This is a genomic window from Streptomyces sp. NPDC006643, assembly GCF_042870175.1.
Taxonomy (GTDB): domain Bacteria; phylum Actinomycetota; class Actinomycetes; order Streptomycetales; family Streptomycetaceae; genus Streptomyces.
Window position 1 is genome coordinate 1 of record NZ_JBIAHA010000022.1, and the last position, 22,959, is coordinate 22,959.

Here is a 22,959-nt window from a genome sequence, read left to right on the forward strand (position 1 = left end):
CTGGGGCGTGCGGCGGGGCGGGCGCGTGCGGCGGAGCTGCTGGAGCGGTTCGATCTGGTGGATGCCGGGGACGTGTTGGTGTCGACGTATTCGGGGGGGATGCGGCGGCGGCTGGATCTGGCGATGACGCTGGTGGGGGATCCGCGGCTGATCTTCCTGGACGAGCCGACGACGGGGCTGGATCCGCGGAGCCGCCGCACGATGTGGGACATCATCCGGGGGCTGGTCGCGGACCAGGGGGTGACGATCTTCCTGACGACGCAGTATCTGGAGGAGGCGGACCAGCTCGCGGACCGGATCGCGGTCCTGGACCACGGGAGGATCGTCGCCGAGGGTACGGCGCGGGAGCTGAAGCGGCTGGTGCCGGGCGGGCATGTGCGGCTGCGGTTCGCCGATCCCGGCACGTTCGAGACCGCGGTACGGGTCCTGTCCCGCACGCTGGACGACCTTCCCCAGGACGGTGAGGCGCTGACCGTGCAGGTGCCGAGTGATGGGCGGGTGCGGTCCCTGCGTGCGCTGCTCGATCTCCTGGACTCGCACGCGGTCGAGGCGGAGGAGCTGTCGGTCCACACCCCGGATCTCGACGATGTGTTCCTGGCCCTGACCGGCCGGCCCAAACCCACCACCCCCACCACCGCTGCTGCTGCTGTTGATCCGCTGACCGAGAAGGCCGTGACCCGATGAGTTCTCTGTCCTACACCCTGGCCGACTCGGCGACGATGCTGCGGCGCAATCTGCGGCACATGCTGCGCTATCCCTCGATGACGGTGCTGCTCGCGGGGATGCCGGTGGTGTTCCTGCTGCTGTTCGTCTACGTCTTCGGCGGCACCCTCGGCGCCGGCATCGGGACCGCCGGTGCCGGGTCGGGAGGTCGGAGCGAGTACATCGTGTATGTGATGCCCGGGATCCTGCTCATGACCGTCGCGGCCGTCGCGCAGGGCACCGCGATCTCCGTCGCGATGGACATGACCGAGGGCATCATCGCCCGCTTCCGCACCATGTCCATCTCCCGTGCTTCTGTACTGACGGGGCATGTCGTCGGGAGTCTTGTCCAGACCATGATCGCGATGGTGATCGTGCTGGCTGTCGCGCTTCTTGTCGGGTTCCGTAGCGGCGCGACGCCGGTGGAGTGGGTGGCCGTTGCCGGGGTGATCGTGATGATCGCGTTCGCCGTGATCTGGCTGTCGGTCGCGCTCGGTCTGGTCAGCAAGACGGTCGAGAGCGCGAGTAATCTGCCGATGCCGCTGACGCTGCTGCCGTTCCTCGGCAGCGGGTTCGTCCCGACCGACTCCATGCCCGCCGGGCTGCGCTGGTTCGCCGAGTACCAGCCCTTCACCCCCGTCATGGAAACCCTCCGCGGACTCCTCACCGGAACCGAGATCGGCAACAGCGCCCTCCAGACCGCCGCCTGGAGCACCGCCATCGCCCTCCTCTCCTACCTCTGGGCCAAAAAGCTCTACAACCGCGACCCGGCGGCGCGATGAGTGGTGCTCGGTACGCTCGCGTCCCGCTGCCGTAGCGCCTCCAGGGCCGCCGCGCGGAGGTCGTCGTGGGGCAGGACGGCGTAACTGGCCGCCGCCCGCGCGTACTCCGTCGCGTCGGCCCGTTCGGCGGTGCGGCGGGCGCGGGCGGGGGACATGGTCGGCTGGAAGTTCCGCAGGAGCCGGAAGCGTTCGGCGAGTGCGATCAGCCGGGCCGCCGAACGGCGCAGAGCGATTCCACCGTGGTCCTCGCCGTCCTTGCTGGCGTTGCTGTCCTTGCTGGCGTCGCCGGCCTCGCCGTCGTTCCTGCTGTCGCTGTCGCCGTCGTCGCTCTCCGCGCCGTCCTCGGCTGCCGCGAGGTCGACCGTGGCCAGCGCCAGCAACAGGGCTCCGCAGGCCGGGAGTTCCAGCATCGACATCGGTGAACTGACCAGCGGGGATGCGAGCGCCTTCGTCAGTGCGTGCCGCAGTCCGCCGGCCGCTTCCGCGACGAGATCCAGCCGGCCGTGCTGGGCGTGCGCCATCACGGCGGCCGTGCCGATCTCCACGGCCCAGAGATCCAGGCTGTGTTCGGCGATCAGGTTCCGGTCGCTCGGCTGTGTCACCTGGTCCACGGCCGTACGCCACAGGCCCAGCCCGGTCTCGATCTGCCCACGCGCGAGGGCGATCTCACCCCGTACCGCGTGATCGAACGCGTGGCCGGACTCCGCGTCCGTGCCCAGTCCGAACGTCATCGCCCCCTCGTCGCCCGCCGGAAAGCGCGTCGCCAGGTCCAACTGGCGCTCGGCGTCGTCGACATCGCCGAGCTGAAGTCCGATGAGCGCGAGCGCCGCGTGCACCCCCACCACGTCCGGCCGGGCGTCGAGCCCTTCGAGGACCGGCAGCATCGCCTCGTAATGGCTCCGCTCCCGCTCGATCCGCCCGGACCGTGCGGAGAGTTCACCGACGCGCGCGTGGGCGATGACCCACATCCAGGGGACCGCCGTGACGTCGGCGGCGTCGAGCATCCGGCCGGCGGCGTCGAGCGCCCCCGGCAGATCGCCCTCGGACTCGCGGACGAAGCTGTCGAAGGCACACCTGACGGCGGTCAGGAGCGGTGCGGCCCCGTCGGCGTCCGGTCCCGGCTCCCTTCCCGGTTCTCCTCCTGGCTCTCCTCCTGGCTCTCCGGGGCCGGCGGTCAGGACGACGGCCGCGGCCCGGATCAGGGTGTCGGGCGGGGCCGCCGGCAGCCGGCGCAGGGCGACCAGTGCGCGCGAGGCGCGCGGCCCACCGGTGACGACGGCGTACGCGGTGCAGACCGTGAGCGCGGTCCTGGTGGCCTCGACGGCTTCGGGCTCCGGCCGGTAGTGCGACAGCAGCCAGGCGGTCTCCTCGCTGAGCACCGCCATCCGCGCGTACGCGGATTCCACGAGCCAGACGCCGCCGAGTACGGCGGTCGTGGCCGCCACCGTCGCGCCGTCGCCCCGGGCGAGCCCCAGCCGCAGCGCCCGCAGGAGATTGTCCTGCTCGGCCTTGATCAGCTCTCCGGACACGATGGGTTCGGCGCCGAGGAGCGGTCCGTGGTGCGCCGTACCGAAGTCGCGTGCCCAGGCGAGGAAGGCGGCCGTCACACCGGCCGTCCCGCCCGCCGCCTCCAGCCGGGCCGCGCCGAACTCCCTTACGGTCTCCAGCATTTGGAAGCGGGTCCCCGGCCGGGCGTCGACCACTCCGAGCAGCGACTGGTCGACCAGGTCCTCCAGAACCCGCAGCGTGTCGTCGGTCTCTTCCGTACAGGCGGTTTCGGCGAGCAGCGCGTGCGCCGACTCCTCCGTGAAGCCGCCGGGAAAGACGGAGAGGGCACGCAGCGCGGCCTGACCGGCCGGATCCAGCAGATTCCAGCTCCACTCGACGACCGCGCGCAGGGTGCGGTGGCGCGGCGGCGCGTCCCGCGCGCCGCCGCGCAGCAGGGTGAAACGGTCGCCCAGGCGGCGGGCGATGGCGGGGACGGACATGACGCGTACGCGGGCGGCGGCGAGTTCCAAGGCCAGCGGCAGACCGTCGAGTTGGCGGCACACCTCGGCCACGGCGTCCGGCGCCAGCTCGACATCGGGACGCGCGGCGCGCGCACGGCGCTCGAACAGCTCGACGGAGGTGGCGAGATCGAGCTGCGGCAGCCCGTACACCGACTCCGACGACAGGCCCAACGGGGCCCGGCTGGTGGTCAGTACGCGCAGATCACGGGTCATGGACACCAGGGCCCGCACCAACTCGGCGGTGCCGCGCACGACATGCTCGCAGTTGTCGAGGACCAGCAGGACCGGGCCGGGGCCCAGCGCGGACACGATCAGGCCGAGTACATCAGCCGATGCCGTGAGACCGGCGCGCGTGGTGCGGCGCGCCTCGCGGACGCTGAGGACCGAGGCGACCTCGCCCGCCACGTCGCCGTCGGTGCCGACCCCGGCGAGCGGGACGAAGTACACGGCACGCTGCTCGGCGGCGCGGCTCACCGCGTGCGCGAGCCGGGTCTTGCCCAGGCCGCCCGCGCCGACGATCGAGGTCACGCGGGAGGTGCGGAGCAGTTCGGTGACGGTGGTGATGTCGTCGTCGCGGCCGAGGAGGGTGTTGGGGTCGTGGGCGACGCCCTGCCGAAGTACGGGGGCCTGGCCACGCAGGAGTTCCTGGTACGCGGCCTGGAGCGGGGCGCCCGGGTCGGTGCCCAACTCCTCGCGCAGGGCGCGTCGGTAGGTGTCGTACGTGGCCAGGGCCTGGGCCGGGCCCGAGACGGCCGCCTCGCAGCGCAGCAGTTCCAGCAGGACCTCCTCGTCGCGCGGCCGGTCACGCAGGACGGCGGCGAGGGGGGTGACGGCGTCGGTACGGCGGCCGAGCCGGGAGAGGGCGAGGGCGCGGGCGCGTACGAGGGAGCGGCGGGTGGCGGCCCGGCGGCGGCGCAGGTCGGTGAGGGGGTCGGAGCCGGCTTCGTCGTCCCGTATCTCGCCGGTCTCTCCGATCTCGCCGGTCTCTCCGACGTCGTACCGCTCCCACCGGGCGAGGCCCGCCTCGGCGTGCTGGAGGGCGGCGATGTGGTCGCCCGCGCGGGCGTGGCGGGCGCTCTCGGCGGCACTGAGCAGTACGGCCGAGGTGTCGACCTGGTGCTCGGTCAGGGCGAGTCGGTAGCCGGTGGGGGTGCTGACGACGAGGCCGGGGCCGAGCTGGGAGCGGATCCGGGAGACGAGTACCTGAAGGGCCTTCTTCGGGTGCTCGGGCCGCTCCTCGGTCTCCGGCCAGAGGCCGGCGACCAGGCGCGCGCCGGTGCGGCCCGCGCCCAGGTCGTCGGCGAGGAGTGCGAGGAGGCCGTGCAACCGGGGGCCGGTGATCGCCCGGCCCCGGTAGGACACCTCGGACAGGAGGCGCAGCTCGGTGGTCACCCGCTCAGGTTAGCCAGCGGCGGTGGCCGGGGGTGCCGGGGTGGCCGTGGTGCCGGGGTGCCGGGGCGAGGCCGCGCGCACGGGCGCCTGTGCGGTCGTTCAGTCGTCGAGGCGTCGAGTCGTTCAGTCGTTCAGTCGTTCAGTCGAGTACGGCGGTGGCCTCCACCTCGACCAGATGCTCGGGTACGTCCAGCGCCGCGACGCCGATCAGCGTGCCCGGCGCCACGGGGGTGACCCCGAGCTTCGCGGACGCCCGCGCGACACCGTCGAGGAACTGGGGCATCTTGTCGGGGGTCCAGTCCACGACGTACACGGTCAGCTTCGCCACGTCGGCGAAGGAGCCGCCCACCCCGGCCAGCGCGGTGCCGACGTTGAGGTAGCACTGCTCGACCTGGGCGGCGAGGTCGCCCGGGGCGCCGACCGTGGCTCCGTCGGGGCCCCAGGCGACCTGCCCGGCGATGAAGATCAGCTTCGACCCGGTCGCGACCGACACCTGGTGGTAGATGTCGGTCTCGGGCAGTCCGGTCGGGTTCACCAGGGTGATGGCCATGCTGCTGCCTGCTCTCTGTGCGCGCTGCTCAGTGTCTTGTGGTTACTCAGGAACCGTAGGAGAGTGTGCGCTGACATGGAAGAACGCACTTTTCAGTGACTGGGGAACCTGATGGTGACCAAGCAGCTCAGCGGCACACCCGAGAACGCGGACCTCGCGCGCGCCGACTCGCTCGCGCGGGAGATCTTCTCTGACGTCGCCAACAAGTGGGCGCTGTTGATCATCGAGGCGCTGGGGGAGCGCACCCTGCGCTTCGGCGAGGTGCGGAACGAGGTCGACGGCATCAGCCACAAGATGCTCACCCAGAACCTCCGCATGCTGGAACGCAACGGCCTGGCCGAGCGGAAGGTCCACCCCACGGTGCCGCCGAGGGTCGAGTACACCCTCACCGAACCGGGCTTGGCGCTACGGGAGACGGTCCACCGGATGTGCGACTGGACGCATCAGTACATCGGCCACATCGAGTCGTCGCGCGACCGCTTCGAGGCCTCCTGAACTTGGCCGAGCTCAAGGGAATCCGGGCGATATTTGCACAGTCTGGACTGCGCAAGTTAGCCTGCGTACATGCCCGAGAGTGCTGACGTCCCCGGCGTCCCCGACATCACCGATGTGTCCGAATCGGCCGTACGCGCGGCGCGCGACGTACGCGTGGTGTTCAGCCGCCTCCGCCGCCGGATGCGCGAGAGTTACGACCCCGGCGATCTCACGCCCTCCCAGACCTCCGTCCTCAGCCGCCTCGACAAGGACGGCGAAGCCTCGGTCAGCGACCTGGCGGCTGCCGAGCGCGTACGCCACCAGTCGGTGGCCGCCACCGTCGGCGTACTGGAGGATCGCGGCCTCGTCTCCCGGCGCCCGGACCCCCAGGACGGCCGGCGACAGCTGATCTTCGTCACGGACAGCGGCCACGCCTTCCTGGAGGACCGCAGGCGCGCCGGAGAGGGCTGGCTCACCCACGCCCTCGAAGACAACTGCACGGAGGCCGAACGGCACACCCTCATCGAGGCGGCGGCCCTGCTGGAACGAGTCACCCGGTCGTGACCGGCGCCGTGGCCCGCCTCCTGCGCCGACCGCCTCCCGGCGGGGCCAAGGCGCCGGGCGACGGTTTCGACCGGCGGCTGCTGGCTCCGATGATGCTGGGAGCGGCGCTCAATCCGGTCAACTCCTCCATCATCTCCGTGTCGTTGGTACCGATCGGCGTCGCCCTCGGCGCGCCGCCCTCGCAAACGGCATGGCTGATCTCGGCCCTCTATCTGGCCACCGCCATCGGGCAACCCGTCGTGGGACGGCTGATCGACCTCTTCGGGCCGCGCCGCCTCTTCCTGATCGGGACGGCCCTGACCGGTGTCGCCGGCGTCGTCGGCATGCTCGCCCCCGACCTCGGCGTCCTCGTCGCCGCCCGCGTACTCCTCGGCTTCGGCACCTGCGCCGGCTATCCGGCCGCCATGTACCTCATCCGGAGCGAGGCCCGGCGCACCGGACGGAACAGCCCGGCCGGCGTCCTCACCGCGCTCGCCGTCACCACCCAGACCATCGCCGTCATCGGCCCCAGCCTCGGCGGCCTGCTGATCGGCGTCGGCGGCTGGCGCGCAACCCTGGCCGTCAACATCCCCCTCGCGCTCGTCGGTCTGTACCTGGGCGCCCGTCGTATCCCCGCGACCTCCGCGACTCCTGCCGCGCCCGCACGCCGCGCCGACGGCCGCCACCCCGTGAGCGACCTGGACCTGCCGGGCATGGGCCTGTTCTCCGTGGCGCTCGTCTGCCTGCTGCTGTTCCTGATGAACCCCGGCGGCGACTGGTATCCGGCGGCCCTGGCCGTCACGGCTGCGGCGGGCTTCACCTGGCGCGAACTACGGGCGCGGCAGCCCTTCATAGACATACGCGTACTCGGCGGCAATCTCCCGCTCCTCGCCACCTACGGCAGGGCGCTGCTCTGCTACGTCGTCACCTACGGCTTCCTGTACGGCTACACGCAGTGGACGGAGGAGGGGTACGGGCTCTCCGCCTCCCAGGCCGGCCTCGTCCAACTCCCCCTGTTCGCCACGGCGATCATCGTCTCCACCCTCACCGGACGCCGCGAGGCCGTGCGCGGCAAGCTCCTGATCGGCGCCGCCGGGCAGATCGCCGCCTGCGCCCTGCTGCTCCTCCTGCACGTCGACAGCCCCGTGGCGCTGCTGCTGGCCGTCGTGTTCGTGCTCGGCGTCCCCCAGGGACTGAACAGCCTCGCCCTCCAGAACGCCGTCTACCACCAGGCCGACCCCGACCGCACCGGCTCCTCCGCCGGGCTCCTGCGCACCTTCGGCTACCTCGGCGCCATCATCGCCTCCACCGCCAACGGCACCTTCTTCGGCGAGCACGTCGACACCGGCGGGCTGCACCACCTCGCCTGGTTCCTGCTCGCCGTCAGCGTGGTGTTCCTGACGGTGACCGCGGCCGACCGCTCACTGCGCCGTATCGCCCCCGCGAAGACCGAGACCCACTCCGAAACCCGCCCCGAAACCACCTCAACGACGAAGGGCCAGCCATGACCAACTCCGCCCTGCTCGTGATGGACGTCCAGCAGGCCATCGTCGACCGCGTCAGCGACCACGACCCCGGCTACACGTCCCGCCTCGCCCGCGCCGTCACCGCGGCCCGGAGCGCCGGCGTACCGGTGGTGTACGTCGTCATCGGCTTCCGCGCCGGTCGCCCCGAGACCCGCTCCAGCCAGGCCTTCAGCGCCCTGCCCGACGGCGCGTTCACCGACAGCGACCCCGGCGCCGCCATCCACCCCGACGTCGCGCCCCGCCCCGACGAGAGCGTCGTCACCAAGAAGCGCGTCAGTGCCTTCACCGGCAGCGACCTCGACCTCGTCCTGCGCGGCGGCGGCATCGACCACCTCGTCCTGACCGGCCTCGCCACCAGCGGCGTCGTCCTATCGACCCTCCGCCAGGCCGCCGACCTGGATTTCGGGCTGACCGTCCTGGCCGACGGATGCGGCGACACCGACGCGGAGGTCCACCGGGTACTGACCGAGAAGGTCTTCCCCCGCCAGGCCGCCGTCACCACGGTCGACGCCTGGATCTCCGCCCTCGGCTGACACCGCTAGGGGGTGTCTTGCCGATCTTGCCGGGCTCGCGGTCCCTGGCACGCGCCCTCGCCGCGTTGTCGTCGGTCGCCAACGCTCCGCGTTGTCTCCCTCCTCCGCCTTGCGATCGCACGCACCAACGTGACATCACCCGCTGCGCGGCGGGCGCTCCCTGATCCGGCCTGATCGACAAGACACCCCCTACGGCCAGAGCAGCTCCCGCACCCAGCCCTCGGCGGTACGGCGGTAGCGCAGCCGGACATGGCGCCGCTGGGCGTCGCCCTGGAAGAACTCGACCTCGTCGGCGTCGAGCACGTACGCCGTCCACGTCGGCGCGGGCGCGTCCGGCTCGGCCCGCGCCCGCTCCCACGCGGCCTGCGACGCGTGCGCCAACTCCCCGGCCGAGCCAAGTACTTCACTCTGCCGTCCGGTGAGGGCGGCGGCCAGCGCACCGGTGGACCGTACGGCCAGATCGGCCCGGCTCTCCTCGGCCCCCGCCGCGCTCACCGCACCCCGCACCCGGACCTGCCGCCCCTGCGCGGGCCAGTAGAACCCGAGCGCGGCCCACGGCCGGGCAGCCAGCTGACGGCCCTTCCCGCTCGTCGCGTGCGAGGCGAAGTGCCAGCCGCGCTCGTCGGCGTCGTGCAGCAGCAGGGTCCGTACGTCGGGCCGCCCGGCACCGTCGACGGTGGCGAGCACCATGGCATGCGGCTCGACCTGCCCGGCCCCGGCGGCCTCGACGAACCACCGCTGGAACAACGCCAACGGCACGTCGGGCACGTCCCCGGTGTCGAAGCGGGCCAGCCCGCTGTCCCAGGTCCGCAACTCCCGAAGGACCCCCCGAAACGCCTCCTGCTGCTCGCCGCCCACGTCGCTCACGTCGTCGCTCATGGGCCCATTCAACCCCTCAGCGCAGCGCGTCGAGGGCCTTGACGACGAGGCCACGGGCGTCGGCGCCGTATACGGCCATGGTCCGTAGCCTCTCGAACGCGCGTATGTACAGGGCGATCTCGGACGGCTCGGTGACGGTCACCCGGGCCGACAACAGCTCGACGGAGACGAGGCTGTCGTCGTAGACATGGAAGGTCTCCATGGGCCAGTGCCCACGTTCCCGTGTCGCGGCGGGGATGATGCCGAGGGAGACCGACGGGATGGCGCCGGCGGTCAGCAGGTGACCGAGTTGGGCGGCCATCGCGTCGGAGTCGCCGAGTTGATGGTGGAGCACGCCCTCCTCGATGAGCAGTGCGAAGCGGTGCCCGGGCTGCTGGATGATCCGCGACCGCTCCAGGCGCGCGGCCACCGCGGCGTCCACATCGTTGGGGATCTCACGGAAGTCGGTGATGCCACCCAGCAGGCTGCGGAGGTAACCGTCGGTCTGGAGCACGCCGGGGACCATGGTTGTCGAGTAGATCCGGAACAACTCGGTCCGTTGGAACAGCGGGAGGTAGCTCTCCTGGAGTGTCTTGAGGCCGGTACGGACCCGGCGCCGCCATTCGACGTACTGGGATTCGGCGTCGCGGGACGCGACGATCAGGTCCTCGGCCTCTTCGTCGGCCTCGCAGGCCGCACACCAGGCCCGGATGTCGGCCGGGGTCGGCGGAGTACGGGCGTTCTCCAGGCGGCTGGTCTTCGGATGGGTCCATCCGGCACGGGCGGCCAGCTCACTCCCACTGATTCCCGCGTCGGCCCGAAGGTCGCGAAGCCGCCGGGCGACGCGCTCGCGGGCGGCCTGGGCGGAGGAGGACGGGGAGGCGGGCATGAACTGGCCGTTCGTCTAGCGGATCTCGTACTGATCGTGCGGTATGGCCCTGGACCATACGGCCTCGAAGGCGGTCGAACAGAGCTTCACGGCGTCCGGATCCTCGCTGATCTCCGGTCCACCCGATTCGCCGTTGCCGGTGAAGTGGTTCCAGTGGATCACCCGGTTGTCGATGAGCCAGAAGTCGTTGCCGGGCAAGGCGAGGTCGGACGCCTGACGACGGGGTAGCCAGCGTACGAGTTCGCCTGCCGCCACGTTCGTGAAGGTGCCTGAGTGCTCGTACTTGATGTACTCGGAGACGGGTTCGGAGACGATCCGGGCACGGCGTACGACTACTCCGCGGGCGACGGTCTCCTCGATGAGGGTGAGCCAGGGACGCCACCAGGACGCGCGGTCGTCGGGGTTCAGGCGTTCGCCGGCGCGCCAAGCCGCGAACGGGCCCGATTCGTTTTCGACCGCGTAGACGTCCCGCATCTCCAGGTGTAGGGCGGAGTCACGGGCGGAGCCCAGCAGTTCCTCAAAGCTAGGGACGTTCGACGGCATCGCACGCCTCCCTGATCATGCCCGCCATCCTGGCGGGGACACGGACGACCGCTTCGTGCTCGGGCACGCCCAGCGCGTGCCCCGGCACCTCGAACGCCGCGCACTCCGCCTTGAGTTCGGGGCTCGGCTTCCATCCTTGGATGACGAGCTCTTGCTTCTCCTGGTCGATCCACACGGTGGGGCTTTCACCATCGCCGGTCTCGGGATCGATGCCGATGAACTGTAAAGACATGCCCCCCTCCTTCGCTTGTGACGTACACGATTGTTCACAACGATCGACCATCTGGCTGGTGCGGCCAAGGGTGTAATGACGCCATGAACAGGTGCAGATACATCACCTGAACATTCGTGAACATTGATGGCCGTGGCGTAGAGCTCGTTTCTACGGTGCTGGGTATGGCCACACAGACACCCGCGCCTCAGCCCGACGACGCCGCCCTCCACAACGAGTTCCTGGACCACGTCGACCACTGCCGCGACTGCCTCGGCCGACGCGACGGCAGCTGCTGCCCCACCGGCGGCCGGCTGCTGCGCGCGGCGAAGGCGGCTCGGGCCGAGGCCGGGGCGCTCTGCTGGGTGCTCAAGCCGGGCACCGGTATCCGTTGCGTACGGATCGACCCGGATCACGGCGGCGACCACGCGAACGAATACGTCGGCGACTCCGGCGTCACCTGGCCACGGCCCTCGCCGACCTGACCCACCGTCGCGGACGCCCGCCCCACCATCTCGCCCATCGAGCCCCGCCCCGGCCGCCCGACGGCTTCGGGACAGAGGCGCATAGGCGCGAGGCGCAGGGTGGACCACTTAGGGTGTAGTACTACATGTGAAGTGGTGCTAACAGGAAAGGTGCGACCACCCCATGCGACAGAACCTGGCCCGCCGCTCCGCGCTCGTCGATGCCGCCATCGAGGTGCTCGCCCGTGACGGTGCCCGCGGGCTGACCTTCCGGGCCGTCGACGGGGAGGCGGGGGTGCCCAAAGGTACGGCGTCCAACTACTTCACCAACCGTGACGAGCTGCTCAACCAGGCGGGCCACCGGATCTATGAGCGGCTGCTTCCCGACGATGCCACCGTCGCCGGCATGGTCGGCGGGCCCAACACCCGGGAGCGGACGGCGGAGTTGGTGCGGCAGGTGGTGGAGCGGGTCACGGCGTTCCGGACCGGGTTTCTGGCGCTGCTCGAACTGCGGCTGGAGGCCACCCGGCGCCCCGAGCTGCGTGCCGTGCTGACCGCGCGTGTGGCCAGGGACGTCGAGGAGAACGTCACGCACCATCTGGCGTCCGGGCTGCCCGGTGACGCCGACGCGGTCAAGATGATCTATCTGGCCGCCAATTGGCTCGTGGTGGAGCGGCTCACGCTGCCCGGTGTCTTCTCGGAGGAGGAGACCGCGCGGCTGATCGGTGAGCTGGTGGAGCGCGTACTGCCGTCCGGTCCGTGAGACGGGAGCGCCGGCGGGGGATCAGTTCGCTGATCCGCCGCCGGCGTGACAGGACGGAGTGAAGAGTGGAGTGACGTTACTTCGCCGGCTTTTTGCCCGTGATGCCCAGATGGACCAACAGCGCCAGGTTCGGCTTGAGTTCGGCCTGCTTCACGCCCCAGGTCTGGAAGCCCTTCTGGTGCCCGGCCACCGCGGCGAGCATGACGACCAGCGAGCCGGCCATCGCGGCGGGGCTGACGTCCTTGTCGACCCGGCCTTTGGACTGGAGCTCCTTCACGGAATCCGTAAGGGAGTTGGTGACCGAACTCAGGATCTTCATGCGGATCTTGTAGAACCGCTTGTCGCCCTCGGCCGCGCCGAGATCGATGACCCGGAGGATCGCGTCGTTCTTGCGCCAGAAGTCGAGGAATCCCTCCACGAGTTCCTCCGCCGTCTGGCGTCCCGCTTTACCCGCCCAGGAGCGCCCGGAGACCAGTTCGGTCAATCCGGCACCCTCCTTGGCCATTTCCTCGGCGATCTCAAGGACAGCGCCCTCGACGTCCGGGAAGTACTGATAGAAGGTCGCGGGTGAAGTGCCTGCCTTCCGGGCAACGTCGATGACTTTGACGTCCCGATACGGCGAGGTGCTGAGCATCTCGCTGAGGCAGTCGAGCAGCTTCTGCCGCGTCGCCTGGCCGCGCCGACCGGCCACGCGGCCGTCGACGGTACGTACTTGTCCTGTCATGCCGTCAGCTTACCGAGGGGTGATCGGAGCGCGATTCGGCCGACTGCAAATGGGGAACCGCCCGCTGATCACGGGGGCCTGAAGAGACGGTGGAAGAGGAGGGTGGGGAGAGGCGGCGGAAGGGCCTGTTCGGAGCCGTGACCAGGAATAGTGTTATCAACAGCCTGTGGACAACTACGGTGGATAACTCCCCGCGTACAGCCCCTCACCACGAGATAATTAGTCAATTGTTCGATTTGCCCCGGCCTGCCCCGGCCTGCCCCGGCCTGCGCCGGGCGAAATGCGCCATTAGCGTGGCCGGAAGGCGCATCGCTCGGGCGGTACGCACGCGAGGGAAGGATCCGGGCTCATGGCCGCATTCGCGGAAGGCGCACCGTGCTGGGTGGATGTGTCGCTTCCCGACGTCCGGGCGGGCAAGCGTTTCTACGGCGAGCTGTTCGGCTGGACATTCGGTGCGGACGGCGGCGCGGCATACGGGTACTACACGAATGCTTTCAGTGACGGAAAGCGAGTCGCCGCCCTCGCCGCGAAGCAGGACGGGCGTATGCCGACCGCCTGGGGCGTTTATTTCGCGACATCGGACGCCACCGCGCTCAGTGCGCGAATCAAGGAGGCCGGCGGCGGAATGGTGATGGATCCGACCGCCGTGGGGCCGTACGGCACGAGGGCGCAGGGTGTCGATCCGGGCGGCGCGGTCTTCGGCCTCTGGCAGCCGGGGGCGTACTCCGGCTTCGAAAAGCAGAGTGAGCCCGGATCTTTCTGCTGGACAGAGGTCTATACGAGGGACAAGGAGAGCGTCGACCTCTTCTACGAGTCGGTATTCGGCTTCGTCGGCAAGGACCTCCCGGGGGAACCGGTCGACTTCCGCACCTGGTCCCCGGCCGGATCCGAGCCGGAGAGCGACAGCGCCATCGGCGGGCGAAGTGTCATCACCGACGCATTTCCCAAGGAGATGCCGGGGCATTTCCTCGTTTACTTCTCCGTGGCGGACTGCGACGAGACGGTCGCCGAGGCCGTACGGCTGGGCGGCCGGATCCGGGAGTCCGCCACCGACACCCCGTACGGGCGGATCGCCACCCTGGTGGACAACCAGGGCGCGCTCTTCGCCGTGCTCGCCGAACCCGAGGCCGCCTGAGGCCGCCTGAGGCCATCCGAGACCCAGTTGAGACCCATCCGAGACGGTTGGCGCGGCCCATGTGACCCCCGCACCCCCATCTGGCCCCCGCACCCCCATGTGGCGGATGGGGCCCGTGTGAGCTGTGTATACGTGCGGGGCAACCCGCGTTGGTCCGTACGCGTCAAGACTGTTACGGGCGTGATACTCACTCCGTACGAGGCCCCTCATTTTCTGTCCGAATCAGGGTGAGACACCCCGATCCGCCCCCGGGTTCGCAACCATCGGGCCAGACAGGAAGAATCAGGGGGCAGGGGGCCGTACCTTTGTGGCCCGTACGGGGAGGTGGCAGGCAAGTGGAGCAGCTGACGCAGCACGATCCGAGACGTATCGGGCCCTTCGAGGTGCTCGGACGCCTCGGAGCGGGCGGGATGGGGCTCGTCTATCTCGCGCGCTCGGCCTCGGGCCGGCGCGTGGCGATCAAGACGGTCCGCACCGAACTCGCCGAGGACCAGCTGTTCCGTGTCCGCTTCACGCGCGAGGTGGAGGCGGCCCGCGCGGTCAGCGGCTTCTACACGGCCGCCGTGGTGGACGCCGACCCCCGGGCCGCCGTGCCCTGGCTGGCCACCGCCTATGTGCCCGCGCCCTCCCTGGAGGAGATGGTCAACCGGTGCGGCCCGCTGCCCGTACAGGGTGTGCGCTGGCTGGCCGCGGGTATCGCCGAGGCCCTCGAATCCATCCACGGCGAGGGCCTGGTCCACCGCGACCTCAAGCCGTCGAACGTGCTGGTGGTGGAGGACGGACCGCGCGTCATCGACTTCGGCATCGCGTCCGGCGTCTCCAACACCCGGCTGACCATGACCAACGTGGCCGTCGGCACCCCGGCGTACATGTCGCCCGAGCAGGCACGCGACTCCCGCAGCGTCACGGGCGCCAGCGATGTCTTCTCGCTCGGCTCCACCCTCGTCTTCGCCGCCACCGGGCACGCGCCCTTCCACGGGGCCAACCCGGTCGAGACCGTCTTCATGCTGCTGCGCGAGGGACCGAATCTGGAGGGGCTGGCGGAGGAGCTGCGCCCCCTCATCGAGTCGTGCATGCAGATGGACGCCAGCCGGCGCCCGACGCCCGCCGATCTCCAGTCTCAGCTCGCCCCGCATCTGTTCGCCTCGGGCAGTGACGACAGTGGTACGGCGTCGGCCTGGCTGCCCGCGTCCGCCACCGAGATGATCGAGGAGCGCCGTGGCGGCGGCCGTATCAGCGCCGCCGCGGCGGCAGCCGCACGCCCCCTGCTGCCGCCGCCGCCCTCGCACGACCCCCCGCCGCTCTCGCCGTCGCCCGACCGGGACGCCGGCCGCGGTGGCGGCGCCGCCGTGCCCGCGCCCGCCGTACCGGGCCCCGGCGGGCCCGTCAGGCTCTCCGGCTCCCCCGTCCCGATCGGCCCCGGCCCCCGTGTCGCCGAGGGCCGCGGCGCCGCCGCTGTCGACGCCGGACCGGCCACCGGCTGGATCCGGCCGCCCGTCGGGCCGACCGGCGCCCACCCGCCCGGCGGCGGCGTCCAGGCGCCCGCCGCGCCGCCGCTGCCCGCACCGGCGCCCGCCCCCGACGCCGGCGCCGCGCCGGGCCGCTGGCGGCCCTGGCGCTTCCGGATGTCGAACGACGTCTGGGGCACCCCGGTCGTCGACGGCGACCTTCTCTACGTCACGTCGTTCGAGGTGCACGCGCTGGACGTGGGCAGCGGGCGCCGGCAGTTCAAGACCCGCGACGTCGCCTGGTCGATGGCCGTCGCCGGAGGCCGTATCCACGCCTCCGACGGCCCCACCCTCTACGCGCTGGACGGCGCGGACGGCACCGAGCGCTGGCGGCTCCAGACCGACGCCTGGGTGTATTCGCTGAAGACGGACCGGGGCACCGTCGTCACCGGTACGCGCGGCGGCGGCGTCCAGGCGTGGGAGGCGTCCAACGGCGAGAAGCTGTGGGAAGTCACCGGCGCCCAGACCGACTTCGAGACACCGGAGGCCGGGCCCGCGATCTTCGACGGCACGGTGTACGTGTGGCAGAACGCCCGCCTCCGCGCGCTCGACGCCCGCACCGGCAGCGAGCGCTGGTCGTATCCCATCGGCGACGGCGCGGCCTGCGGGGGCGTACCGATCCGGCTGGTGCCCGCGCCGGACGGCCATGTGTACGTCTCGGCGGGCACCCGCGTGCTGTCGATCGACATCGCGAGCGGGCATGTGCGCTGGCACTTCGAGGCGCCCGCCGTCTTCCTCTCGCCGCCCGCCTTCGCGCCCGGCCCCGCCGTGACCGGCGGCGGTGTGTATCTCGCCGACTACCTCGGCACGGTGTACGCGCTGGACGCCACCACCGGCAAGGACCGCTGGCGCATCGCCACCGAGGCCCGCCAGTCACTCGAACCGGTCCTGGTCACCGCCGGGAACGTGCACGTGGGCAGCGGCAGCGCGCTCTACACGCTGGACGCGGTCGCCGGTACGCCCAAGTGGCGCTTCGCGGCCGGCGGCGAGGTCGTCGGCGCGCCCGTCGTGGCCGACGGCAGGCTGCACTTCGGCTCGGCCGACCACGTTCTCTACACGCTGGACGCCGGCGGCGGACAGCTCCGCTGGAAGCTGGCGACGGGCGGCGAGATCACGGGCTCACCGGTGGCGCGCGGGGGAGTGGTGTACGCGTGCAGCAAGGACCGCTGTGTGTACGCGCTGGACGCGATCAAGGGCACGGCGACGGGCCGCGGCGCCCGCTGACCCCGCGCGTGCTCGGGTGGCGCCGGACCCCGCGCGTGCTCCGGTGGCGCCGCCGAGATCAGTGGCGGCCCTGGTCGCGGCCCGTGTCGTCGTCCGGCGGCGGTGGGGTCCACGGCTGTTCGCGGGTGTCCTGGATGTCCCGGGTGTCGTCCCAGGCGTGCTGTTCCGTACTGCCCGCCGGCGGGAATCCGGCGTCGTACGGGTGGTCGTACCTGGCCTGGCCGGTCTGACCCACCTGACCCACCTGGCCGACTTCGCCGACCTGGCCGGTCTCCCCGTACCGCTCCGGCTCCCGATCGCCCCCCACGTACCGATGCGTCCCGCTCCCGCCCCTGCGCCGCGAGCGCCGCCCGCTCATCACCGCCGCCGCGATCAGCAGCAGTGCCCCGCCACCGAGGGCGGCGGCGACCCCGAGGCCGATCCCGGTCCCGTCGCTGTTCAGCGTGAGGCCGTCGGCGCGCTGCCCCTGGCGCACCATCCACAGGACGGTGAACCCGAGCACGATCAGCCCGGACAGCGCCACCAGCAGCCGCGAGCGCAGCACCAGGCCCAGCAGGGTGACCAGGGCGGCGAAGGCGAAGGGCAGCAGGAGCGAGACCCACAGGTCGGAGCTGGTGCCGGTGATGCCGTTGAACAGGTCCTCGACCCGGTAGTCCCGGCCGTGCCGGCCGTCGTACCAGGCCTGGAAGGGGCTGGCGACCGCTCCGGCGGCCCCGATGACGGCGAGGACCGACCCGATGATGTTGCGGACCATCGACGGCCTCCTTGGACGAGAGTGCCGAGTGCCGAATGCGACTACCAGAATTCGACGCTACGCCCGGGAACCATGGGCCGCCAGATTTGGTCCCGTGCACCGAGGTCTTGTGCGCGGAGCACTCCTCACGCCCTGCTAGGCTGACATGCGCTCGACAAAAGGGCATCAACAGTGACCAACCGCACCATTTTCAACGGGGGTTGAAGTGAAAATTCGTCATGTCCGCGCCATAGCCGTCTTCGGTATCGCCGTCTTCGCGCTGACCGGCGCCCGTGGCTCCAGCGGCGGCGGCTGCTCCAGCTCCAGCAGCAGTTCCAGCTCCAGCGGCGGCAGCCACTCGGACAGCGACTACGACGACGACTACGACAGCGACAGCACGTCGGGCTCCACCACCACCGGAGGTTCCGTCACGGGTGGCAGCTCGGCCGACGCCGGCCGCGACCTGACCATCGTCGAGTGCAAGTACGACACCACGACCCAGGGTTTCGTCGCGGAGATCACCGCCGACAACAGTGGCTCGGTGGCCTACTCCTACTCGTTCACGGTCGACTTCACCGACGCAGCCGGCGCGACGGTCGGCAACACCGCCGGCAGCATCCCGAACGTCGCCCCGGGCGGTGCGCAGACCATCGAGGTCACCGCGGTGGACCTGTCCGACGACAACGGCGCGTCCGGCGGCGACTGCAAGGTCGACAACGTCGTCCGCCTGGCGGTCTGAGCACCCGGAAACACAGAGGAACGACGGTCGGCGGGGCCCCCTGAACGGTCCCGACGTCCGTCGTTCCTCTGCTTTACGCCCCCTGCTTGCGCCCCCGCTTACGTCCCCCGCTCATGTCCCCCGGCTGTGCACGGCCGCGGCAGCTCCCCTCCCCGCCGCCGCGACCGCGACCCGGACTGCCCCGTGCGCGTGCGCCTGCTACTTCGGCGGCGCCGGCGAGTGGTGGTCCCCCTGCGTCGTCACGCCGCCGTCCTTGGGCGGGGCGGGCGAGTGGTGGTCGCCCTGCGTGGTCAGGCCGCCGTCCTTGGGCGGGGCGGGCGAGTGGTGGTCGCCCTGCGTGGTGATGTCGTCCGCGTTCTTCTCGTTCTTCTCGGTGCTCATCTTTTCCCCCTTGGGATCGCCCTGCGTCTTACGAGGCGGCCTTCCGCCCGGATACTCCCCCGAGGTCTCCGGGCAGAAGGCCTGGTGGACCCACCGTCTCCGTACGGAGACGGTGGTCCCAAGTGACCCGTCTGCCCCCCGAGGCGACGGATCGAATATGCACTGGAGCATGCCTAAAGAGCATAAACATTCGATGAACGCCCAGGCCGGGCACCCCGTAGGACATCGGACGCCCCTCGCGTACGTCGCGCCACTCGCGCAGCGCCGAGTGCAATTGCACGGCGCCGGGCGGGACTTGTACGGCGCCAGGCAGGACTTACGCCACGCCGGGCCGGACTTACGCCACGCCAGGGAGGACTTACGCCGCGCTGAGTGGCGCGTCGAGCAGCCCCCGGACCTCCTCGGCCTCCGCCGCGTCCGACTGCCCCAGCAACGACAGCGCCTCGCGCCAGCACACCCGCGCGCGGTCCGCCTGCCCCAGGCCCTCCAGCGCCTTGCCCAGCGTGATCAGGACATTGGCCCGCGTCCGGTCGCCGCCGATGCAGCCGATCGCGAGCGCCTGCTCGGCGTGCTGCGCGGCCGACGCCGCGCGCCGGGCCTCGAAGTGGGCCTGGGCGATACGGAAGTGGGTGGTGCCCTCCCACAGACGCTGCCGGTTCGCCTCGAACCCCGCCAGCGCCTCGCCGAGTTGGTCCAGCGCCTCCGTCAGCCGCCCGGCGTGGGTGAGCGCGATGCCCAGCGCGAAGCGGGCGTTGGACAGCCGCAGGGTGTGACCGATGCTGTCGTAGACCTGAACGCCCTGTTCGGCCAGCGCTATGGCCCGTGACGTACGGCCCATGGAGTGCTGGATACGCGAGAGGTTGCACAGGGCGCTCGCCTCGCCGGGGCGGTTGCCGTCGGCGCGCGATCCCTCCATCGCCTTGAGCAGATGCGCCTCGGCGTCCTTGTAACGGCCCTGGTTGAAGGCGATGATGCCGCGGTCGTTGTCCGACCAGTAGACCGGCGCCGGGTCCTGGACGGACTGGGCCAGCGCCGCCGCCTGCCGGGCCTCCTCGTCCGCGTCCTCGTAACGGCCCGCCACCAGATGGACGTTGGTCATCGAGGTCCGGGCGCGCCCCTCCGTACGGGCGTCACCCGCCGCGCGGGCCGCGGCGAGCGCCGAACGGGCCGCCGCCTCGTACGACTTGGAGTTGGCCCCCGACTCCGCCAGATCCTGCGCGGCCCACAGCAGGTCCACGGCGACGCGCAGCCGCGACCCGCCCGCCGCCTGCCGGGCGCACGCCAGCAGGCAGTCGGCCTCCGCGTAGAGCCAGTCCTGCGCCTCCTGCCGGTCGGTGAAGACCAGCCCCTCGTACTCCGTCGGCTCCAGATGGTCCTTCAGCCGGTCGCCCGGCCGCTCGATCGTGTACACCCGCGCCACCGTCGCCAGATAGAAGTCCAGCAGTCGGAAGAGCGCCAGGTCGATGCCGGTGGGCGGCTGTTCGTCGCGGTCGGCGCAGGCACGCGCGTAGAGCCTGACCAGGTCGTGGTAGCGGTAGCGGCCCGGCGCCGCCGACTCCACCAGCGAGGTGTCCACCAGGGACTCCAGCAGATCCTCGGTCTCGTGCAGCGGCAGGTCCAGTACGGCGGCGGCAGCCGCCAGCGAGATGTCCGGTCCGTCGGCCAGCCCCAGCAGCCGGAACGCGCGGGCCTGCGCGGGCTCCAACTGGCCGTAACCCAGCTCGAATGTCGCCTTCACCGCCAGATCGCCCGCCTGGAGCTCGTCCAGCCGGCGCCGCTCGTCGGCGAGCTTCGCCGCCAGTACGGCCACCGTCCAGGTACGGCGCGAGGCCAGCCGGGAGGCGGCGATACGGATGGCGAGCGGCAGGAAACCGCAGGCGGCGACCACGTCCAGCGCCGCCTCGCGCTCGGAGTTGACGCGCTCCTCACCCACGATGCGGGTGAACAGCTGAAGCGCCTCGTCCGGCGACATCACGTCCAGATCGACCAGATGGGCGCCCTCCAGGTCGACCATCCGGACCCGGCTCGTGACGAGCGCGGCGCAGCCCTCCGTACCGGGCAGCAGCGGGCGCACCTGCGCGGCGTCGCGCGCGTTGTCGAGCAGGATCAGCACCTGGCGGCCGTCGAGCGCCGAGCGGTAGAGCGCGGAGCGCTCGTCCAGCGAGACCGGGATCGCCGAGTCGGGTGTGCCGAGCGCCCGCAGGAACGAGCCGAGCACCGCCTCCGGTTCGGCGTAACGCGCGTCGGCGCCCTGGAGGTCCACGTACAACTGTCCGTCGGGGAAGCGCGGCCTCGCCGCGTGCGCGACATGCACGGCCAGCGTCGTCTTGCCCACACCGCCGATACCGGCGAGCGCGGAGACGGCCATCACCGAGCCCTCGGCGCTCGCCAGACGCCTGCCCAGCTCCCGTACGAATGCCTCGCGGCCCGTGAAGTCCGGGACAGTGGCGGGGAGTTGGGCGGGCCGGGTGAAGGTCACGACCGGCGCGGTCTCCTCCACCGGGCGGGCCAGCTCGGCGTCGGCCTGGAGGATGCGGTGCTGGAGCCGGGAGAGTTCGGGGCGCGGGTCCACGCCCAGTTCGTCGGCGAGGAGGCGGCGCGTGTCCGCGTACACGGCCAGCGCCTCGGCCTGCCGGCCGCTGCGGTAGAGGGCCAGCATCAGCAGTTCGCGCAGGCGCTCGCGCAGCGGCTGATCGGCGGTCAGCGCGGTGAGTTCGGAGACGGCCTCCGCGTGCCGGCCCAGCTCCAGATCGATGTCCAGCCGGTGCTCGACCAGTTGGAGGCGCCACTCGTCGAGCCGGTGACGCTCGGTCTCGGCGTACGGGCCCGGCACGGAGGCCAGCGGCTCGCCGTCCCAGAGGCCCAGGGCCTTGTTGATCAGCAGACGGGCCTGCTGGCGATTGCCCGAGGCCCGCTCCTTCTCGGCGGCGGCGGACAGATTCCGCGCCACGGTCAGATCCAGCGCGTCGGGCCGGGTGCGCAAGGCGTAGCCGCCGGACTCGCTGACCAGGACACCGGGGGTGAGCACCTTGCGCAGCCGGGAGGCGTACGTCCGTACGGCGGCGAGCGCCTGCGAGGGCGCCGTCTCGCCCCAGATCGCGTCGATCAGCTCACCGGCGGTGGCGGTACGGCCGTCCCGCAGGAGCAGGGCGGCGAGCAGCGCGCGCTGCTGGGGCGAACCGGGCGGCAGCAACTCGTTTCCGCACCAGGCGCGTACGGGCCCGAGCACGCTGAAGCGCAGCTCACCGGCGCGGGGTTCCGGGGCCGGGGCCGGACCCTGGGCGGCGGGGCTGTCGGCCGCGGTGCTCGCGCCGCCCCTCGCGTCGCCGGTCCGGCCGCTGGTCGTCGTCGCTGTCGTGTTCATGGGTGCGGTCGTCGCTGCGCTGCCCAGTGTGGTCGGAGCCCGCTGCTCTGGTACGCGCGGCCCGCTGTCACGGTCCATAGCTCCCCCTGCCCCCGAACTGCCGGTATCGCCCCCGACAGTCTGCCTTGTCCGGAGCGGCGGCGTCAGCCTTGGGCGGGGGTCTGCACAAGCCCTCGACACGGTAAAGGACGAGGCCCCTCCGGGTAAATCCGGGTGCGATCACCGCCTCCGTCACATCTCCCCGCCGGCATCCGTCAGACCGGTGAGGGCGGCGACGCCCACGACATGACAACGAACACAACCACGCGACAACGCTTGGGAGACGGCGATGGAAACACGTTCGATCACCGCGGTGGTACCGATGGTGCCGCGGCTGTCCGAGGACCCGACGAAGCTCGTTCCCGAACTGGCCGAGGTGTCGGCGGCCCTGTTCAGGGCCGTCGGCAACGGCTCCCTGCCGCGCACCACGATCAGTCTGGTCCATCTGCGGGCCGGCCAGATCGTCCGCAGCACCTATCTGACCGTTCTGCACACGGGCTTCCTGCGCAAGGCCGGGGCACCGGAGGAGCAGATCACCTCGGTGGCGTCCTGGCAGGACTCGCCGTACTTCGACGCGGCCGAGCGTGCGGCGCTGGCGCTCGTGGAGGCCGTGCTCCAGCCCTCGGAGCACGGCGAGCGGGTCCCGGACGAGTTGTACGCCCGGGTGGCCGCGCACTACGACGACAAGGCGCTGACGACGCTGATGAACGCGATCGGCCAGGTCGGCTTCTTCATCGCGCTCGCTCTCGTCGCCAAGCCGGTGCCCGGCCGGTCGTTCAGCGATCCCTGGAAGTGAGCCGGGGGGGGGGGGCCCCCCCGGGGGGCCCGCCCCCCCCCCCCCCCCCCCCCGCCGGCGCCCCCCCCCCCACCCGG

The 22,959-nt window shown here is 71.4% G+C and carries 22 protein-coding genes; 12 read left to right on the plus strand and 10 right to left on the minus strand.

What is annotated here, in order from left to right:
* Positions 1-684 (plus strand): ATP-binding cassette domain-containing protein (locus ACFYNU_RS27615; protein WP_388767499.1); only part of this gene is annotated, 684 nt, incomplete at its 5' end.
* Positions 681-1,484 carry an ABC transporter permease gene (locus tag ACFYNU_RS27620; protein WP_356597057.1) on the plus strand — a complete coding sequence of 268 codons (804 nt, stop codon included), beginning with the start codon at positions 681-683 and terminating at the stop codon, positions 1,482-1,484. The genes ACFYNU_RS27615 and ACFYNU_RS27620, both read left to right, overlap by 4 nt.
* Here ACFYNU_RS27620 and ACFYNU_RS27625 read toward each other — a convergent pair.
* Both ACFYNU_RS27625 and ACFYNU_RS27630 read right to left on the minus strand, forming a co-directional pair.
* Positions 1,457-4,885 (minus strand): BTAD domain-containing putative transcriptional regulator, encoded by a 3,429-nt coding sequence (locus tag ACFYNU_RS27625; RefSeq protein WP_356597059.1) that lies wholly within the window; start codon positions 4,883-4,885, stop codon positions 1,457-1,459. The genes ACFYNU_RS27620 and ACFYNU_RS27625 overlap by 28 nt on opposite strands.
* Before the next feature lie 139 nt (positions 4,886-5,024).
* Positions 5,025-5,435, minus strand: coding sequence for a Rid family hydrolase (locus tag ACFYNU_RS27630; RefSeq protein WP_356597061.1), 411 nt, complete (start codon positions 5,433-5,435; stop codon positions 5,025-5,027).
* A 111-nt stretch (positions 5,436-5,546) separates the two neighbouring features.
* On the opposite strand from ACFYNU_RS27630, the gene ACFYNU_RS27635 reads away from it, so the two are divergent.
* The 4 genes from ACFYNU_RS27635 (at position 5,547) to ACFYNU_RS27650 (ending at position 8,511) form a co-directional block, all read left to right on the plus strand.
* Positions 5,547-5,930 (plus strand): helix-turn-helix domain-containing protein, encoded by a 384-nt coding sequence (locus ACFYNU_RS27635; RefSeq protein ID WP_356597063.1) that lies wholly within the window; start codon positions 5,547-5,549, stop codon positions 5,928-5,930.
* A 69-nt stretch (positions 5,931-5,999) separates the two neighbouring features.
* Complete coding sequence (locus ACFYNU_RS27640; protein ID WP_356597065.1) at positions 6,000-6,473, plus strand: MarR family transcriptional regulator; 474 nt, start codon at positions 6,000-6,002, stop codon at positions 6,471-6,473.
* An 89-nt stretch (positions 6,474-6,562) separates the two neighbouring features.
* Positions 6,563-7,960, plus strand: a complete 1,398-nt coding sequence (locus tag ACFYNU_RS27645) for an MFS transporter (RefSeq protein ID WP_388767565.1) — start codon at positions 6,563-6,565, stop codon at positions 7,958-7,960.
* Entirely contained in the window at positions 7,957-8,511 is a 555-nt protein-coding gene (locus tag ACFYNU_RS27650) for an isochorismatase family cysteine hydrolase (protein WP_356597070.1), read from the plus strand. Before ACFYNU_RS27645 ends, ACFYNU_RS27650 begins: the two co-directional genes overlap by 4 nt.
* A 189-nt stretch (positions 8,512-8,700) precedes the next feature.
* Here ACFYNU_RS27650 and ACFYNU_RS27655 read toward each other — a convergent pair whose 3' ends face one another.
* From ACFYNU_RS27655 to ACFYNU_RS27670, 4 genes are read right to left on the minus strand one after another with little or no spacing between them, the layout of a single operon-like run.
* Positions 8,701-9,390, minus strand: coding sequence for a pyridoxal 5'-phosphate synthase (locus ACFYNU_RS27655; protein ID WP_356597072.1), 690 nt, complete (start codon positions 9,388-9,390; stop codon positions 8,701-8,703).
* Positions 9,391-9,406: 16 nt separating this feature from the next.
* On the minus strand, positions 9,407-10,258 hold the full coding sequence (locus ACFYNU_RS27660; protein ID WP_356597074.1) for a helix-turn-helix transcriptional regulator: 852 nt from the start codon (positions 10,256-10,258) through the stop codon (positions 9,407-9,409).
* A gap of 15 nt (positions 10,259-10,273) precedes the next feature.
* Entirely contained in the window at positions 10,274-10,801 is a 528-nt protein-coding gene (locus tag ACFYNU_RS27665; protein ID WP_356597076.1) for a DUF6879 family protein, read from the minus strand.
* Positions 10,782-11,033, minus strand: a complete 252-nt coding sequence (locus ACFYNU_RS27670; RefSeq protein WP_356597078.1) for a hypothetical protein — start codon at positions 11,031-11,033, stop codon at positions 10,782-10,784. Before ACFYNU_RS27670 ends, ACFYNU_RS27665 begins: the two co-directional genes overlap by 20 nt.
* Before the next feature lie 164 nt (positions 11,034-11,197).
* Here ACFYNU_RS27670 and ACFYNU_RS27675 point away from each other — a divergent pair, with 164 nt between their 5' ends.
* Complete coding sequence (locus tag ACFYNU_RS27675) at positions 11,198-11,497, plus strand: hypothetical protein (protein WP_356597080.1); 300 nt, start codon at positions 11,198-11,200, stop codon at positions 11,495-11,497.
* Positions 11,498-11,660: 163 nt separating this feature from the next.
* Entirely contained in the window at positions 11,661-12,239 is a 579-nt protein-coding gene (locus ACFYNU_RS27680; protein ID WP_356597082.1) for a TetR family transcriptional regulator, read from the plus strand.
* 76 nt (positions 12,240-12,315) lie between these two features.
* On the opposite strand, the gene ACFYNU_RS27685 is transcribed toward ACFYNU_RS27680, so the two are convergent.
* On the minus strand, positions 12,316-12,963 hold the full coding sequence (locus tag ACFYNU_RS27685; protein ID WP_356597084.1) for a TetR family transcriptional regulator: 648 nt from the start codon (positions 12,961-12,963) through the stop codon (positions 12,316-12,318).
* 349 nt (positions 12,964-13,312) lie between these two features.
* Between ACFYNU_RS27685 and ACFYNU_RS27690 the strand changes: the two genes are divergently transcribed.
* Both ACFYNU_RS27690 and ACFYNU_RS27695 read left to right on the plus strand, forming a co-directional pair.
* Positions 13,313-14,098, plus strand: a complete 786-nt coding sequence (locus ACFYNU_RS27690) for a VOC family protein (protein WP_356597088.1) — start codon at positions 13,313-13,315, stop codon at positions 14,096-14,098.
* A 335-nt stretch (positions 14,099-14,433) separates the two neighbouring features.
* Complete coding sequence (locus ACFYNU_RS27695) at positions 14,434-16,830, plus strand: PQQ-binding-like beta-propeller repeat protein (RefSeq protein WP_356597090.1); 2,397 nt, start codon at positions 14,434-14,436, stop codon at positions 16,828-16,830.
* 58 nt (positions 16,831-16,888) lie between these two features.
* Here ACFYNU_RS27695 and ACFYNU_RS27700 read toward each other — a convergent pair whose 3' ends face one another.
* On the minus strand, positions 16,889-17,584 hold the full coding sequence (locus ACFYNU_RS27700; protein ID WP_356597092.1) for a hypothetical protein: 696 nt from the start codon (positions 17,582-17,584) through the stop codon (positions 16,889-16,891).
* A gap of 205 nt (positions 17,585-17,789) precedes the next feature.
* Here ACFYNU_RS27700 and ACFYNU_RS27705 point away from each other — a divergent pair, with 205 nt between their 5' ends.
* Positions 17,790-18,302: a hypothetical protein gene (locus ACFYNU_RS27705; protein WP_356597094.1), complete on the plus strand. Its 513-nt coding sequence runs from the start codon at positions 17,790-17,792 to the stop codon at positions 18,300-18,302.
* Between the two features lie 198 nt (positions 18,303-18,500).
* On the opposite strand, the gene ACFYNU_RS27710 is transcribed toward ACFYNU_RS27705, so the two are convergent.
* Both ACFYNU_RS27710 and ACFYNU_RS27715 read right to left on the minus strand, forming a co-directional pair.
* On the minus strand, positions 18,501-18,683 hold the full coding sequence (locus ACFYNU_RS27710) for a sigma-like protein (protein ID WP_356597096.1): 183 nt from the start codon (positions 18,681-18,683) through the stop codon (positions 18,501-18,503).
* 358 nt (positions 18,684-19,041) lie between these two features.
* Positions 19,042-22,125 (minus strand): BTAD domain-containing putative transcriptional regulator, encoded by a 3,084-nt coding sequence (locus ACFYNU_RS27715; RefSeq protein ID WP_356597097.1) that lies wholly within the window; start codon positions 22,123-22,125, stop codon positions 19,042-19,044.
* A gap of 250 nt (positions 22,126-22,375) precedes the next feature.
* Between ACFYNU_RS27715 and ACFYNU_RS27720 the strand changes: the two genes are divergently transcribed.
* Positions 22,376-22,882, plus strand: a complete 507-nt coding sequence (locus ACFYNU_RS27720) for a carboxymuconolactone decarboxylase family protein (RefSeq protein ID WP_356597099.1) — start codon at positions 22,376-22,378, stop codon at positions 22,880-22,882.
* The last annotated feature ends 77 nt before the right edge of the window (positions 22,883-22,959 follow it).